General features: G+C 71.7%; 15 protein-coding genes. 5 read left to right on the forward strand and 10 right to left on the reverse strand.

What is annotated here, in order from left to right:
- Nucleotides 1-20: 20 nt before the first annotated feature.
- The 3 genes from Q7X29_RS11645 to Q7X29_RS11655 form a co-directional block, all read right to left on the reverse strand.
- Nucleotides 21-614, reverse strand: a complete 594-nt coding sequence (locus Q7X29_RS11645; RefSeq protein WP_316574059.1) for a TetR/AcrR family transcriptional regulator — start codon at nucleotides 612-614, stop codon at nucleotides 21-23.
- Between the two features lie 157 nt (nucleotides 615-771).
- Nucleotides 772-2,355: an alpha/beta hydrolase gene (locus Q7X29_RS11650; protein WP_316574060.1), complete on the reverse strand. Its 1,584-nt coding sequence runs from the start codon at nucleotides 2,353-2,355 to the stop codon at nucleotides 772-774.
- An 80-nt stretch (nucleotides 2,356-2,435) separates the two neighbouring features.
- Complete coding sequence (locus Q7X29_RS11655; protein ID WP_316574061.1) at nucleotides 2,436-3,698, reverse strand: DUF2786 domain-containing protein; 1,263 nt, start codon at nucleotides 3,696-3,698, stop codon at nucleotides 2,436-2,438.
- A 237-nt stretch (nucleotides 3,699-3,935) separates the two neighbouring features.
- On the opposite strand from Q7X29_RS11655, the gene Q7X29_RS11660 reads away from it, so the two are divergent.
- The 5 genes from Q7X29_RS11660 to Q7X29_RS11680 all read left to right on the forward strand — a co-directional run bounded on the left by Q7X29_RS11660 (nucleotide 3,936) and on the right by Q7X29_RS11680 (nucleotide 8,110).
- The gene (locus Q7X29_RS11660; RefSeq protein ID WP_255587157.1) at nucleotides 3,936-4,538 is read left to right on the forward strand and encodes a maleylpyruvate isomerase family mycothiol-dependent enzyme; all 603 of its coding nucleotides are present in this window, start codon (nucleotides 3,936-3,938) and stop codon (nucleotides 4,536-4,538) included.
- 76 nt (nucleotides 4,539-4,614) lie between these two features.
- On the forward strand, nucleotides 4,615-5,346 hold the full coding sequence (gene priA / locus Q7X29_RS11665; protein ID WP_218716880.1) for a bifunctional 1-(5-phosphoribosyl)-5-((5-phosphoribosylamino)methylideneamino)imidazole-4-carboxamide isomerase/phosphoribosylanthranilate isomerase PriA: 732 nt from the start codon (nucleotides 4,615-4,617) through the stop codon (nucleotides 5,344-5,346).
- Between the two features lie 8 nt (nucleotides 5,347-5,354).
- Nucleotides 5,355-6,176: an inositol monophosphatase family protein gene (locus tag Q7X29_RS11670; protein WP_316574062.1), complete on the forward strand. Its 822-nt coding sequence runs from the start codon at nucleotides 5,355-5,357 to the stop codon at nucleotides 6,174-6,176.
- A 5-nt stretch (nucleotides 6,177-6,181) separates the two neighbouring features.
- Nucleotides 6,182-6,997, forward strand: a complete 816-nt coding sequence (gene hisF / locus Q7X29_RS11675; protein ID WP_218716878.1) for an imidazole glycerol phosphate synthase subunit HisF — start codon at nucleotides 6,182-6,184, stop codon at nucleotides 6,995-6,997.
- 174 nt (nucleotides 6,998-7,171) lie between these two features.
- On the forward strand, nucleotides 7,172-8,110 hold the full coding sequence (locus tag Q7X29_RS11680; protein ID WP_218716877.1) for a TIGR03564 family F420-dependent LLM class oxidoreductase: 939 nt from the start codon (nucleotides 7,172-7,174) through the stop codon (nucleotides 8,108-8,110).
- Nucleotides 8,111-8,151: 41 nt separating this feature from the next.
- On the opposite strand, the gene Q7X29_RS11685 is transcribed toward Q7X29_RS11680, so the two are convergent.
- The 7 genes from Q7X29_RS11685 to Q7X29_RS11715 all read right to left on the reverse strand — a co-directional run bounded on the left by Q7X29_RS11685 (nucleotide 8,152) and on the right by Q7X29_RS11715 (nucleotide 14,915).
- A complete protein-coding gene (locus Q7X29_RS11685) occupies nucleotides 8,152-9,309 on the reverse strand; it encodes an acyl-CoA dehydrogenase family protein (RefSeq protein WP_316574063.1) in 1,158 nt (385 codons plus the stop codon).
- Nucleotides 9,310-9,394: 85 nt separating this feature from the next.
- Nucleotides 9,395-10,144: a hypothetical protein gene (locus Q7X29_RS11690; protein ID WP_316574064.1), complete on the reverse strand. Its 750-nt coding sequence runs from the start codon at nucleotides 10,142-10,144 to the stop codon at nucleotides 9,395-9,397.
- A 66-nt stretch (nucleotides 10,145-10,210) separates the two neighbouring features.
- Complete coding sequence (locus tag Q7X29_RS11695) at nucleotides 10,211-11,461, reverse strand: ABC transporter substrate-binding protein (RefSeq protein ID WP_218716874.1); 1,251 nt, start codon at nucleotides 11,459-11,461, stop codon at nucleotides 10,211-10,213.
- Entirely contained in the window at nucleotides 11,451-12,425 is a 975-nt protein-coding gene (locus tag Q7X29_RS11700) for a branched-chain amino acid ABC transporter permease (protein WP_308248382.1), read from the reverse strand. Before Q7X29_RS11700 ends, Q7X29_RS11695 begins: the two co-directional genes overlap by 11 nt.
- A gap of 59 nt (nucleotides 12,426-12,484) precedes the next feature.
- On the reverse strand, nucleotides 12,485-13,363 hold the full coding sequence (locus Q7X29_RS11705; protein WP_218716873.1) for a branched-chain amino acid ABC transporter permease: 879 nt from the start codon (nucleotides 13,361-13,363) through the stop codon (nucleotides 12,485-12,487).
- Nucleotides 13,360-14,160, reverse strand: a complete 801-nt coding sequence (locus Q7X29_RS11710) for an ABC transporter ATP-binding protein (protein ID WP_316574065.1) — start codon at nucleotides 14,158-14,160, stop codon at nucleotides 13,360-13,362. Before Q7X29_RS11710 ends, Q7X29_RS11705 begins: the two co-directional genes overlap by 4 nt.
- Nucleotides 14,157-14,915: an ABC transporter ATP-binding protein gene (locus Q7X29_RS11715; protein WP_218716872.1), complete on the reverse strand. Its 759-nt coding sequence runs from the start codon at nucleotides 14,913-14,915 to the stop codon at nucleotides 14,157-14,159. The genes Q7X29_RS11710 and Q7X29_RS11715 overlap by 4 nt, the downstream gene beginning before the upstream one ends.
- Nucleotides 14,916-14,977: the final 62 nt, after the last annotated feature.

The raw sequence follows: 14,977 nt of genomic DNA on the forward strand, positions 1-14,977 counted from the left end.
TCTGTCCGATACGGCGGGGGTCAGCGCGGGGTTCGCCAGCGGTCGTCGAGCACCGCGGCCACCGCCGCTTCGACACAGACCGGTAGCGAGGCCGAGGGGTTGTGCGCGCTACGCAACCACTGGAGATAGCCGAACTCGGCGGCCGCGAGCATCAGGTGCACCAGCAGCCCGGGGCGGCTGTCGGTGATCGGGTCGGTGTCCATCCGCTGCGCGGCCAGCTCGACCAGTCGCGCCCGATGATCCGGCGGGATCAGCGCGACACGGTCGAGCAGATGCGGCGCGGTGGCGAAGGCGGCGCGCCACTGCTCCAGCTCCTCGGTGCCCAACGCGGTCGAGCGGTCCAGGATCGCTCGGGCCAGTGCGGTATCCGCCGGTTCCGCCTCGGGGCGGCCCTCGAGCAGGGCGGCGATCCCGGCGCCTCCCTCCCGCACCGGGTCGAGCAGCAGATCCTCTTTGCTGCGCACGTGCCGGAAATAGGTACTCGGCGAGATCCCCGCCGCCGCCGCGATCTGCTCGGTGGTCACCTCGTCGAATCCGGACCGCGCGAACAACGCGAACGCCGCGTGCTGGATCTCGGCCCGCACCTGCCGCCGCTGCCTCTCCCGCAAGGACACCCCACACCTCCGTGCTCGCCTGACTGTTCCGTCTGCCGAAAGTATCTAGCTAAGTGACAGAGACTGTCAAGTAGATTGCTGGTGTCGATCGAGCGCGTGGGCTAGAAATCGCCTTCGCCGCACGGAGTCCGGGCGGCCGGGGGTCTCGGCGACCGCGTCATCCGGTGAACGGCACCAGGCCGGCCGTGCAGGTGGTGCCCGGTTCCGGGAGTCGCAGCTCGATGAGATAGCGCCGGGTGAGGTCGGTGACGCAGTCGCCGGCCGGTTCGTGGCCGTAGCCGTCGGTCACCACGACCAACCGCGCCTCGCCCATGGCTTCGGCGGCGTGCTGGGCGGCGGTGAGCGGGGTGGCCGGGTCGAAACGGTTGTTGAACAGCAGCGGGGGAACGGCGGCTCGTTGGGTCCACGGGCCGGTGTAGCGCTGGGGGTAGCCGTCGGCGGGGGCGGGCCAGGTGGCGCACGGCTGCCGGAGATAGAGCCAGAACGGGCCGTAGACCGGCGCGCTGTCGGCGGATTCGGCGGCGAATTCGGGCCAGCGCTGCGGTTGCCGGGGAAGGGAATTGTCGGCGCAGGAGAGGGCGACGAAGGAATCCAGGAAGTCGCCCGTCGATCCGATCGCGCTCAGGACCTGGTGCACCACAGCGGGATTCCCGGCGGGGCCGCGCTCGAACTCGGCCAGCAGCGCTGCCAGCGCGGGCCAGCCCTGGGCCGCGTCGTACAGCAGCATGGCGTGGGCTGCGACGACCTCGCTGTAGGTCACCGACACGGTCGTCGGTCCCTGACCGACGTGCAGGCCCGTCGTCTTCGCCCGGTCGAGCAGGGCGGTGTCGCGGGCGCGCAGCTCGGCCGCCGACGACGCGCCCGTGGCGAAGGCGCAGCGTTGCGGCCCGCCCGCCGCGCACAGGCGCAGGAATTCGCCGAGCACCTCCTCGGTGCCGAGCGCGGTCGCCTCGATGCCGGCGCGGGTGTCGGTGGTGTAGGAGACGGGGTCGAGGATCGAGGAGAGTTGCAGGGCGCGAACACGGTCGGCGAACAGGGCGCCGTAGACAGTGCCCAGGTAGCCGGCGTAGGAACCGCCCTGATAGGTCAGGCGCTGGTCGCCGACCGCGCGGCGGAGAAGATCGAGGTCGCGGGCGGCGTCCACGGTGGTCAGGTGAGCGATCAGCGCGCCGTCGTGGCGCAGGCACCCTTGCGCGAGTCGCCGGCTCGCGTCCTCGGTGGCGCTCTGCTGCAAGGCGTCGACCGGCGGCAGGGCCAGGGTGCGCCAGAACTCTCGCTGCGCACCGGAATCCGGGAAGCAGCGCACCGCGGAACTGCGTCCCACCCCGCGCTGGTCGAAGGTGACGACATCGAATCGACTGCTCAGCTCGCCGGGGAACAGCTGACCTTTCGCCGCCCACTCCAGGCCCGAGCCGCCGGGTCCGCCCGCCGCGGTGAACAGGGTGCCGATGCGGTGCGCCGGGTCGCGCGCGGGCTGGCGCACCACCGCGAGTTCCAGGTGCTGTCCCGTGCGATCGGCGTAGTCCAGCGGCACCGCCACCCGGGCGCACTCGCTGCCCCGCAGCGGTTCCTCCGCGCACGGCGCCCAGTCGATCTTGGGTGTCGGCACGGCATCGGCCTGCGCCACCAGCTCGGCGACCGTGGCGGCCGAGTGGTTCGGCCGCTCGGCGGCGATGCAGCCGCCGAGGACAGGCGCCAGCGCGATCAGGACACCGCAGACGATCGATTTCGGAGTGACCATACCGATCATCTTCACGAGGTGGTGGGCGCGCTGTCGTCACCCGTTCGACGGAGGCGAAACCCTGATACCGCCCCGGTCGATCAGGGTCGGTGGTCGCCCAGCCGGGCGCGGTCGGCGGCCTCGGTGCCCGCGTCCCAGCCCTCGGCGCTGCGGATGGTGATGCCGCGGGCGCGGGTGGTGGGGAAATACGTGGTGAAGGCTTGTTCGACGCGCAGGTCGTGGGAGGCCAGCAGCGGAAGCAAGGTGGTGGGGTCGGGGGACGCGGCGACGGTGGTGGCCGCGGCGGTGGTGAGGCGGTCGCCGATGCGGGTGGCGTAGGCGGTGAGGAAGGCCTTGCGATAGGCGCGCGAACGGGAGTCGGCCGCGGCCGACGGGGTGTCGATCATGGCCCGGGTGGCCTGCACGAGCAGGGAGGTCGACAGCAGTTCCACGGCGTCGAGGTCGGGGTCCTCGCCGACGACGGTGACGAAGTCCCAGTCGGCGACGAAGATCGCCCGGCACCGGTTGGCCCGGGCCACCAGGTCGATGAGCAGGGCCTTGGCCTCGGTGTAAGGGGTGTCGAGCCAGAGGCGACGCGCGCCGGGGAGGTCGCTGTCGACGGTGGGAGTCTCCAGCAGCACACGGTCGATCGCGTACTTGGTCATCAGTTCCTGGGCCTTGGCCGAGAGGGTTTCGGCCTCCTCGGGGAAGGCGGTGGACTCGGCCTTGGCGAGCAGGCCGCGAACCCGGCCGAGCGCCTTGGCGTCCACGTCGTGCTGCGCGGCCCGGTGCCGGCGCGCGGTGCCGGGCAGCGGCCGGATCGGCTCGAGTTTCGGCAGTCGCAGCAGGAGCCCGAGCGCTGCGACGACGGTGGTCACCGCTTCGGCGCCGGTGAGCAGCGCGCGGTCGGCCCAGGCGGTCAGGTGCGGTGGGGTCCACCAGACGGTGGCGCCGAGTTCGTCGAGTTGGGCCTGCCAGATCTCGTCCACGGTGTCGTCGGCGAACCGGGCGCGGTGATCGGCCATCAGATCGGTCAGATAGCCGACCGCGAATTCGTCGAGGCGACGGCGCGCGGCCTGGTGCACGTCCCCCGGCAGCCAGCCGAAGTCGAAGGCGTGGGCGATGATGCGGCGACCCGCCGACTCGACACCCGCCGCCACCTCCGGGCGCACCGGCCCCGTGCCGGCCAGCTGCGCGACGAACCGCCGCACCCCGGCGGCGTCGCCCTGGGCCGCCGCCCCGGCGGCCGTGGCGATCGCCTCGGCGAGCCGCGCCGGGTCGGCCAGTGTTTCGGCGTCGAGCACCGGTCCGGTGGTCGGCACGGCCCGGCGTCCGGTGCGGCGTCGCCGATTCTGTTTGCCCACGGTGTTCGGGCGTCCTCTCCTCGGTGGCGCCGGTCGGCGGCGCGCGATCACGATGCGGCCGACCGGCGGCCATCGTCCCATTGTCCAGGCGTCGCGCCGGGCGGGTGACCACGGGCCGCGCCCCGGTGTGCCCGTCGATTGCGGGGCCGTTGGGAGACAGACCCGTCGGAATGTATTTCGCTGTCGTGCACCGGAATCGGGGGCTGCGACGCCGGAGGGCGACCTACAGTGATGGGCATGAGCTATCGGGGGATGCTGGCCGCGGAACGGGCCGAGCTGATCGAACTCCTACGTGGACTGACCGAGCGGGAGTGGGAGACACCGTCGCTGTGCGCGGGGTGGCGGGTGCGCGACGTGGTCGGCCATCTGCTCACCGACACGCTCGGTCCCCTCGACTACGCGGCCGCCGCGGCGCGCAATCGCGGCTCGGTCGATCGGATCAACAACGCGCTCGCCGCGTCGTTCGCCGAACTGCCGACCGCGCAGCTGGTGCACATGTTCGAGCACGAGTCGGGTCGGCTGTCGCGGTTCTCGCCGCGGCTCATGCTCTCGGACTTGCTGGTGCATCAGCAAGACATCCGGCGGCCACTGCGCCGACCGCGCGTCATCGCCCCCGATCGGCTGATCGCGGTGCTGTCCTACCCGGACCCGTTCGCGTTCCCGGGCAAGCGGACCAAGGGCCTGCGTTTCATCGCCACCGACGTGGACTGGGCCTGGGGCGACGGACCCGAGGTACGCGGCCCCGGCGAGGCCATCGCCCTGGCCGTGGTCGGCCGCGCCGCCGTCCTCGACGAGCTCACCGGCGGTGGCGTCCCCGAACTCCGGCGCCGTTGCGGCTGAACCCGCGACGTGACACGGGCCTCAGGGGCGTGGACCGGTGCGGAGATCGACAGTCCGGACCTACTAGTCTGATCCCGTGAGTCTTGTGCTGTTGCCCGCCGTCGATGTCGCCAATGGGGAGGCCGTGCGCCTCGTGCAGGGAGAGGCCGGTAGCGAAACCAGCTACGGGTCGCCCCGGGACGCGGCACTGGCGTGGCAGCAGGCAGGCGCCGAGTGGGTGCATCTGGTGGATCTGGACGCCGCCTTCGGCAAGGGGAGCAACCGGGACCTGATCGCCCAGGTCGTCGGGGAACTCGATGTCAAGGTCGAACTGTCCGGCGGCATCCGCGACGACGCCTCGCTGGAAGCGGCGCTGGCCACCGGGTGCGCGCGGGTCAATATCGGCACCGCCGCGATCGAGAACCCGCAGTGGTGCGCGCGGGTACTGGGCGAGTACGGCGACCGGATCGCGGTCGGGCTCGACGTCAAGCAGATCGACGGGGAATGGCGGCTGCGCGGTCGCGGCTGGGTCACCGACGGCGGCGACCTGTGGGAGGCGCTCGAACGCCTCGAACGCGACGGCTGCGCGCGCTATGTCGTGACCGACGTCTCCAAGGACGGCACGCTGACCGGCCCCAACCTGGAACTGCTGAGCGAGGTCGCCAACGCCGCCGAGGCCCCGGTCGTCGCCTCCGGCGGCATCTCGGTGCTCGACGACCTGGTCGCCATCGCGGGCCTGGCCGAGGAGGGCGTGGAGGGCGCGATCATCGGCAAGGCGCTGTACGCGGGCCGGTTCACCCTGCCCGAGGCCCTGGCCGCGGTGCGCTGACACCGACGATGACCGCCGCACCGAGCACCGCCGAACTGACCGACCTGCTGGCCATCGCCACCCAGGTACTGGATGGGGTCGTCCCGCGTTTCGTCGAGGGCATCGGTGCGCCGAGCGCGGTCACCAAGGGCCGCAACGACTTCGCCACCGAACTCGATCTCGAGCTGGAGCGCACCATCTCCGCCGACCTCCAGCAGCGCACCGGGATCGCGGTGCACGGCGAGGAATTCGGCGGCCCGGCGCTCACCTCCGGCACGGCCTGGGTGCTCGACCCGATCGATGGCACCTTCAACTATTCCTCCGGCCACCCCATGTCGGGCACCCTGCTGGCGCTCGTCCACGAGGGTGAACCGGTGATCGGCCTGACCTGGCTGCCGCTGCTCGGCCGCCGGTACGCGGCGATCCAGGGCGGCCCGGTGTACCTCGACGGCGTCGCGCTGCCGCCGCTGCAACCCGGCAAGCTGGCCGAGGCGATGATCGGTTTCGGCGCGTTCAACGTGGACTCGGCCGGGCGTATCCCCGGTCAGTTCCGGTTCGACCTGCTCGGTGCGCTGAGCAGGCTCTCCTCGCGGGTCCGCATGCACGGCGCCACCGGCATCGACCTGGCGTTCACCGCCTCCGGCGCGCTCGGCGGCGCGGTCGTGTTCGGGCACCATCCGTGGGACAACGCGGCCGGTGTCGCGCTGGTGCGTTCCGCGGGCGGCGTGGTCACCGATCTGGCGGGCGCGCCGTGGACGATCACCTCGGGCTCGGTGCTGGCCGCCGCCCCCGGCGTCCACGAGGAACTCCTGGAAATGATTTGCACGGTCAGCGAAGAGGAACGAGGCTGAACACCATGACACCGCGCACCGACGAACGGCCGGACACCGCGGCGCCGAGCACGCTGGCCGTCCGGGTGATCCCGTGCCTGGATGTCGACGCGGGCCGGGTGGTCAAGGGCGTCAACTTCCAGAACCTGCGCGACGCGGGCGACCCGGTGGAACTGGCCGCCACCTACGACGCCCAGGGCGCCGACGAGCTCACCTTCCTCGACGTCACCGCCTCCACCGGTGATCGCGGCACCATGCTCGACGTGGTGACCCGCACCGCCGAGCAGATCTTCATCCCGCTCACCGTCGGCGGCGGCGTGCGCACCGTCGCCGACGTCGACCGGCTGCTGCGCGCCGGCGCGGACAAGGTGTCGGTGAACACCGCCGCCATCGCCCGCCCCGAGGTGCTCTCGGAGATGTCGCAGCGGTTCGGTTCGCAGTGCATCGTGCTCTCCGTCGACGCGCGCACCGTGCCCGACGGTCAGCCCGACACCCCCTCCGGCTGGGAGGTCACCACCCACGGCGGCAAGCGCGGCACCGGCATCGATGCGGTCGAATGGGCCATCCGCGGCGCCGAACTGGGCGTCGGCGAGATCCTGCTGAACTCGATGGACGCCGACGGCACCAAGGCCGGCTTCGACCTGCCGATGATCGCCGCGGTCCGGGCCGCGGTGCGGGTGCCGGTCATCGCCAGCGGCGGCGCGGGCGCGGTCGCGCACTTCCCGCCCGCCGTGCACGCGGGGGCCGACGCGGTACTGGCCGCGAGCGTGTTCCACTTCGGCGATCTCACCATCGGCCAGGTCAAGGACGCCATGCGCGCGGACGGGATCACCGTCCGCTGAGATCGTGTCCGCGCGGGTGACCGGTCGGGATCGCGGTTCGCCGAGGTCGCGGCCGCGCGCGGGGTGCCCGGTCCGAACCGCGTGCGGCGAGGACGTGACCGCGCGCTCGGGTGCAGTGGAGATCGGCGTGCGCTGAATGCGATGAAATCCGTTGCCGCGCGGGTTGATCCTCGGATGAGCATCGGAATCGCGTTGTCCCCGTTCGCCCTCGACCAATCCGCCAATGCCGTCGACGCGGCCGTCGACCTGGGGCGCAGCGCCGCCGCGGCCGGACTGAGTTCGGTGTGGCTCGGCCAGACCTTCTCGCACGACTCGCTGCTGGTGGCGGCGGTGATCGGCCGCGAGGTCCCGGGGATCGAGGTCGGCACCTCGGTGGTGCCGGTGCCGGGCAGGCATCCGCTGCTGGTGGCGAGTCAGGCGCAGACCGCGCAGGCGGCCACCGGCGGACGGTTCACCCTCGGCCTGGGTCTGGGCGCCCGCGCGCTGTCCGAGCGCGCGTTCGGCGGCCCGTTCGATCGTCCGGCGACGCGGCTGCGCGAATTCCTCACGGCGCTGCGCTCGATCCTCGACACCGGCGCGGTCGACTTCCGGGGCGAGACCCTGACCGCGGCCACGCCGATGCCCGCCGCCGTCGCGGGCGCCACCCCCACCGTGCCGGTGCTGGTCGCGGCGATGGGACCGCGGGCGCTGTCGGCCACCGGCGAACTGGCCGACGGCACCCTGCCGTTCCTGGTCGGGCCCGAGGCGCTGGCCGAGCACATCGTCGCGCCGCTGACGGCCGCGGCGGCGAGCGCGGGCAGGCCGCGGCCGCGCGTGGTCGTCCTGGTCCCCGGCGTGGTCACTGCGGATGCGGCCGCCGCCCGTGCCGCCGCCGAGGCGAAAACCGCCTTCTACGACAGCATTCCGTCGTATCGCCGGGTAATCGAGCTGTCCGGCGCGCGGCGGGCCGCCGAGCTGGTGGTGTACGGCGACGAGGAGATCGTCGCCGCGCGGGTGGCCGACTATTTCGCGGCGGGCGCGACCGAGGTGGTGTTCTCGCAGACCGACCTGACCACGCCCGAGGACCAGCAGCGCACCTGGCGACTGCTCGGCGAGCTCAACCGGGCGCGCTGACCAACCGCGGCGGTGGCCGAATCGCCCCGGACAGCGGCCGGCTACAGGCCCATGCCAGCGGCGATGATCGTGCGCAGGACGTCGCTGGTGCCGCCCTGCAGGCGATCGATGCGGTGGTCGGCGTAGAGCCGGGCGATCGGGGAATCGGTGAGATAGCCCGCGCCGCCGTGCAATTGGAGGCATCGGTCGATCACCCGGCCCGCGGTCTCGGTGGCGAACAGTTTCGCCGACGCGGCGTGCGCGTCGCCGAGCTCGCCGCGATCGTGCGCCGCCAGCGCGCGATCGACGACCGCCTCGACGGCGTCGACCTCGGTCTGGCAGGCGGCCAGCTCGAATTTCGTGTTCTGGAAGGCCGACAGGGGCTGGGTGAAGGCGATGCGCTCGGCGGTGTGCTTGCGCGCGAAGCGGACCGCGGCCTTGGCCTGGGCGTAGGCGCCGACGGCGATGCCGAGACGCTCCCTGGGCAGTTGCCCGGCGAGATGGGCGACGGCCTGGTGCGGCGCGCCGAGCACGTCGGCCGCGGGCACCCGCACATCGGTGAAGGTGAGTTCGGCGGTGCCGCTGAGCTTGCGGCCCAGCGTGTCGAGCCTGCGCCCCACCCGGAACCCGGTCGCGGCGGTGTCGACGACCAGCAGCGACAGACCGTGCGCGGGGTCGTCGGGGCGGGGCGCCGCGGTGCGCGCGCAGACGATCACCCGGTCGGCGTGCACGCCACCGGCGACGTAGGTCTTCGATCCGTTCACCACGTAGGTGGACCCGTCGACTGACAGCGGCGCGGTGGTGCGCATGCCCGCGGGCTCGGAGCCGGTGCCCGGTTCGGCCACCGCCAGCGCGAACATGGTGTCGCCGGTGACGATGCCCGGCAACCACCGCGCCTGCTGCGCCGGTGTGGCCAGCGCGGTCACCAGCGGCAGACACCGGGTGACGTGGACGCTCGCCCCGCCGAACGAGACCGCCGCCCTGGCGATCTCCTCCGCCAGCACGGTGCGGAAGCCGAACGAGGTACGCCCGGCCCCGCCGAACCGGACCGGCGCCTCCAGCCCGAAGACGCCGAGTTCGCCCAGCCGGTAATAGAACTCGCGCGGGACCTGGCCGTCGTCGTACCACTTGCCGAAGCTGGGCACGACCTCGGCGTCGATGAACGCGCGCATCGACGCCCGGAACGCGGCGTGCTCGGCATCGAGAACTGTCCTGTGCATACGGGATTCCTAACCGGCCTGCGAACGGCCACGAGCCGGCCCGCCCGAGCGTGGATCGGGCGGACCGGCGAAGCGGTGGGACGGACTACTTCGCGGGGGCGGGCACCGCGGGATCCTTGCAGTACGCGCCGAGCTCGGGCGGGCACGGCGCGGTGATCGTCGAGAAGTACTGGTAGGCCGAGAACAGCGCCAGCGGGCCGCCGACCGTGATCAGCCCGACCATGGTGCCGACCGCGCCGAGGGTGGCCGCCCCGAGCACACACCCGGCGACGGTCGCGCCGACCCACGGCACCAGCAGCACGATCACCGGGCTGGCGATGGTCGCCCCGGCCGCGCCACCCACCAGGCAGCCGACCCCGCCGCCGATCACCGCGCCGACGATCGCGGCCACCGCGCCACCGATGCCGACCCGCTGACTGAACGCGCCGAGGGCCGCCTGGTCACGCGGGGTGAACGACTCGGCCACCTGCTTGACCGCGGCGTCCGTGCTGACCAGCTCGGTCGCCGCGGCCACCGGCGTGGCGCCCTCGCGCGAGGGGGTCAGGGTGGCCTTGCCGCCGTTGATGGTGGCGGCGATCGGGAACAGCTTGTCGTCCATCCGGTAGGACAGCGGCAGCGCGGCGACCGGCACGTCGGCGCCGGTGGTGAGCACCAGCTGATCGCCGACGATCTGTAGCTTGCCGTCGGTGGTGGTGACGACGGCGGCGTCGCCCTGCCTGCTGACCTCGTAGTGCACATCGGTCTGTGGCGCCGGGTCGGCGTGGCCGGTGCCCGTGCCGACGCACAGGGCCAGCGCCGTCAGGGCGGCGGTCGCGAGGGTGGTGGACATCTTCATCGGTGATCCTCATCGATCGGGGGTGTACTTCGGGGGTTTCGCGGCGAACCGCGGAACGTTGGGGGGCTACTTTCCGGTGTCGATCAGGCCGTCGGTGAGCGACCAGTGGGTGCCCGCGAAGGTCTGGATGCCGACGGCTTCGAGCGGATAGCCGTCGCTCGCACCGGTTTTCATGCTGATGCCGGGCAGCAGCAGGTCCACGCCGACGTTGTCGAGGGAGCGCATCGCCTCGCGCAGGCCCTCGCGGGTCGGGCACGTCGCCGACTCGAACGTCTTGCGGAAGCTCTCGGCCATCGCCCAACCGGCCATCGCGTGCTGGTTCTCCGGGTCGGCGCCGGGCGCGTACTGGGCCAGCTTGGTCTTGTAGGTCTGCATGCCCGCGTCCTGGGTCCAGCGCGGGTCGGCCGGGTCCTTGAGGAAGGCGGCGCTGACCGCGCCCTGCACGTTCTCCAAGCCGACTGGCCGCAGGGTGGCCATGGTGTTCGACACCTGGGTGAGCACGTGCAGCGGATTCCAGTCGGTGTTGCGCACGTCGGCGGCCAGTGCCTGCGAGGCGAACTTCGGCGTCGAGAAGTTCAGCAGCACATCGGCTTTCGAGTTCGCCAGGTTGCGGACCTGCGGGTCGACGGTGGGGTCGGTGACCTCGAAGCTCTGCTGGGCGACCACCTTCACGCCGCTGCCCGCGACGCCCTCGGTGAACGCGGCGAGCAAATCCTTGCCGAAGTCGTCGTTCTGGTAGAGCACGGCCACGGTCGCGGTCGGGCGCTGGGTCTTGACGTACTGGGCGTAGGCCAATCCCTCGGTGCGATAGCTGGGCTGCCAGCCGATCGTCCACGGGTGCTCGGCGTCGGCGCCGAACTTGGTCGCGCCGGTGGCCACGAAGACCTGCGGTACCTTGCGCTGACCGAGGTAGTCCCACACCGCCGACGAGGTCGCGGTGCCCAGGGTCTGGAAGACCGCGAACACCTGATCCTGCTCGACCAGCCTGCGGGTCTCCTCGACCGTCTTGGGCGGCTGGTAGCCGTCGTCGCGCACCAGGTACTCGACCTTGCGTCCGGCGATCCCGCCCTGCTCGGCGTTGACGTAGTCGAAGTAGGCCTTGATGCCCTTGGGCACCTCGCTGTAGGCCGAGGCCGGGCCCGACAGCGGGTACACCCCGCCCAGCTTGAGGGTGGTGTCGGTGATGCCGACGGTCTGCTGGCCCCGGCAGTCGCCGACGGCGGTGGAGCCGGTCTCCTCGCCGCGGCCGCCGCACGCGGTGAGCGTCGCGAGCAGCGCCGCCGCCACCCCGAGGGCGTGGATCGCCTTAGTGCGCATGTGTTCTCCCTTTCCGAACCAGATGTCCGAGCCGTTGCGCCAGCCGGCCGGTGAGTCCGGCCAGGCCCGTGGGCGCGAGGTACATGACCGCGATGATCAGCAGTCCGAAGATGACGCCGGGCGCCGCCTGATTGACGTCCTGGGCGAAGCTGGGCACGAACATCACGAACAACCCGCCGAGCACCGGGCCCCAGGTGGTGCCGAGTCCGCCGACGACCAGGCCGGCCAGCAGCGTCACCGACAGGGTCAGCGCGAACGAGTCGGGGGAGACGAAGGCGATGACCCACGTGTAGACCGCGCCCGCGACTCCGGCGAGCAGGGCGCTCCAGGCGAAGGCGAGGGTCTTGTAGTGGGCCAGGTTCACCCCGAGCACCTCGGCGGCGATCTCGTTGTCGCGCACCGCGTGCAGCGCGCGGCCGACCCGCGAGCGCAGCATCCCGGCGACCAGCACGAAGGCGATCACGGTGGTCGCCAGCGCCAGGAAGTACAGCCACTGGTCCTCGGCCAGCCCGGTCCACGTGGGCGGCACCGGCTTGTCCACGGTCAGACCCATCGAGCCGCCGGTCAAGCCGTCGAACCGCTTGAGCAGCGGGACCAGGAAGATCGCGATCGCGAGGGTGACCAGCGCCAGATACAGTCCGCGCAGCCGCAGCGCGGGGATGCCGAGCGCGAAACCGAGGACGAAGGTCACCGCCGCCGCGAGCGGGACGGTCGCGAAATACGGCAGGTCCCAGCGCTGCATCGCCACCGCGGCGGTGTAGGCGCCGACCGCGAAGAACGCGCCGTGCCCCAGCGAGATCTGGCCGGTGTGACCGACCAGCAGGTTCAACCCGAGCAGGGTGACCGCGTAGACCATGGCCATGGCCAGCTGGAAGGTGTGGAATGGCACCAGCTGGAAGGGTGCCGCGCAGGCCAGTAGAACGACGGCCGCGGTGGCGATCAGTGGCCAACGGAGGCGACTCACGACCGAAGTCGCCGGTGGCGCAACAGAAGTCGTCGGCTTCGATACAGTCTTCAGCTCGCTCATACCCGTTCCACCGCCGCGTGTCCGAACAGACCTTGCGGGCGCAGCAGGAGCACGCCCAGGATGATCACCAGTGGCACACCGATCTTGAGTTCGGTGCCGATCGCGTCGACATAGGCGCCGGTGAGGGTCTCGGCGACGCCGACGATCAGGCCGCCCGCCACCGCGCCGCCGGGGGAGTCGAAGCCGCCCAGCGTGGCCGCCGCGAAGGCGTAGATGAGAACGCCGCCCATCATGTTGGGTTCGAGGAACAGCAGCGGCGCCGACAGCACCCCGGAGACCGCGCCGACCAGCGCCGCCAGCCCCCAGCCGAGCGCGAGCACGGTGCCGACCCGGATGCCGACCAGCCGGGCAGACTGCGGATGACAGGCCACCGCGCGCATGGCCAGGCCGATCCCGGTGAAGCGGAACAGCAGGTACAGCAGTCCCATCACCACCGCGACGACGGCGAGAATGCCGAGGCTGCCGTACCCGACGCTGACACCGGCGGTGCGCAGCGCACCGTCCGGGAACGGATTCGGGAACGACTTCACCTGGTAGGACCAGATCCAGCCCGCCACCGCGTGCACGGTGAAGAACAGGCCGACCGTGACGATCACCAGGGTGATCTCGGGCGCGCCCTCGACCGGACGGATGACCACCCGTTCGATGAGCATGCCCGCGACGAAGGAGATGGCCAGGGTCAGCGGCAGCGCCGCCCAGAAGGGCATGGTCTGGCTCAGTTGCCAGGCCAGGAACGCCGAGAACATGGCCAGCTCGCCCTGGGCGAAGTTGACGATTCCGGTGAACCGGTAGATGAGCACGAGTGCCAGGGCGAGACCGGCGTAGATCGCGCCCGCCGAGAGTCCCTCGACGAGCTGCTGGACGAAGTCGGTCACGGCCGCACCCGGATTCCGAGGTAGGAGCGGGTGACCTGGTCATCGGCCCTGATCTCGGCGGCCGTGCCGGACAACACGATGCGCCCGGACTCGAGCACATGGGCCCGATGGGCGATGCCGAGGGCCAGATGAGCGTTCTGCTCGACGACGATCACGGTGGTGCGTTCCTCTTCGTTGATGGTGTGCACGATCCCGAACAGCTCCTGGGTCACCAGCGGGGACAGGCCCAGCGAGGGCTCGTCGAGCAGCAGCACCCGGGGCCGCAGCATCAGCGCCCGGCCGATGGCGAGCATCTGCTGCTGGCCGCCCGACAGCCCGCCCGCCGGCTCGCGCCGCTTGTCGCGCAGGATCGGGAAGTAGTCGTAGATGCGGCGCAGGTCGGCCTCGGTGCCCGCGCGATCGCGGCGGGTGTAGGCGCCCAGACGCAGGTTCTCCTCGACCGTCAGCGGCGCGAAGGTGCCGCGGCCCTCGGGCACGTGGGCGACGCCGAGCCGGGCCATCGTCTCCGGGGCGCGCCCGGTCACCTCGGTGCCGTCCAGGCGCAGGGTGCCGCGCACCTTGACCATCCTGCACAGGGCCCGCAGCAGCGTCGTCTTGCCCGCGCCGTTGGGCCCGAGGATCGCGCACACCGCGCCCCGCGGCACCGAGAAGCTCACGCCGTGCAGGACTTTCGCCGCACCGTAACCGGCGTGCAGGTCGGTGACAGAAAGGAACTCGCTCGTGCCGGACCCCTTCGGGATGCTCGGGCGGCCTCCGTGGTCACGCTCCGCTGCCGCCTCCGGCCGCTGACCGCTCATGCCGCCACGCCCAGATAGGCGCGGATGACGGCCGGATCCCGTTGCACCGCTTCGGGTTCGCCCTCGGCGATGACCTGACCGAACTCCAGGCACACCACCCGATCGCAGGTGCCCATGACGAACCCCATGTGGTGTTCGACCACGACGACGGTCAGGCCGAGATCGGCTTGCAGGGCGCGCAAGCGCTCGGCGAACTCGTCGACCTCGCCGTGGCTCAGACCGTTGACCGGCTCGTCCAGCAGCAACAGCCGAGGCCGGACCGCGAGCGCCCTGGCCAGTTCGATGCGCTTGAGGGTGCCGAACGGCAGGCCCGCCGCCGGATGGTCGGCCACCGCGGTCAGCTCGAGGCGGTCGAGCAGATCGTCGGCTTCGGCGCGCAGCGCCCGTTCCTCGCGACGGACCCTCGGCAGCCGTAAGCCCGCGGAGACGAAACCGGCGCGGGCGCGATGATGCGCGCCGACCAGGACGTTGTCGCGGACCGAGAGCCTGGGGAACAGGCCCAGGTTCTGGAAGGTCCGGGCGATCCCGAGTCCGGCCAGCGCGTCCGGCCGGACCGTGGCCAGGTCGGTCTCGCGGTAGCGCAGGGTGCCCGACGTCGGCCGGTGGCGCCGGGTCAGACAGTTGAACAGAGTGGTCTTGCCCGCGCCGTTCGGTCCGATCAGGCCGACCATCTCCCCGGGAGCGACCGCGAACCCGACCTCCCGCAGCGCGGTGATGCCGCCGAAGCGCACCGTCAGGTTGGTTATCTCGAGCATGCGACGAACAGTAAGTTCGCAGGTCACGAACCACATCGGACGTTGCGGACCAATTTCGGCGC

Origin of the sequence: Nocardia canadensis (assembly GCF_032656385.1) — a bacterium.
GTDB classification, from domain to species: domain Bacteria; phylum Actinomycetota; class Actinomycetes; order Mycobacteriales; family Mycobacteriaceae; genus Nocardia; species Nocardia canadensis.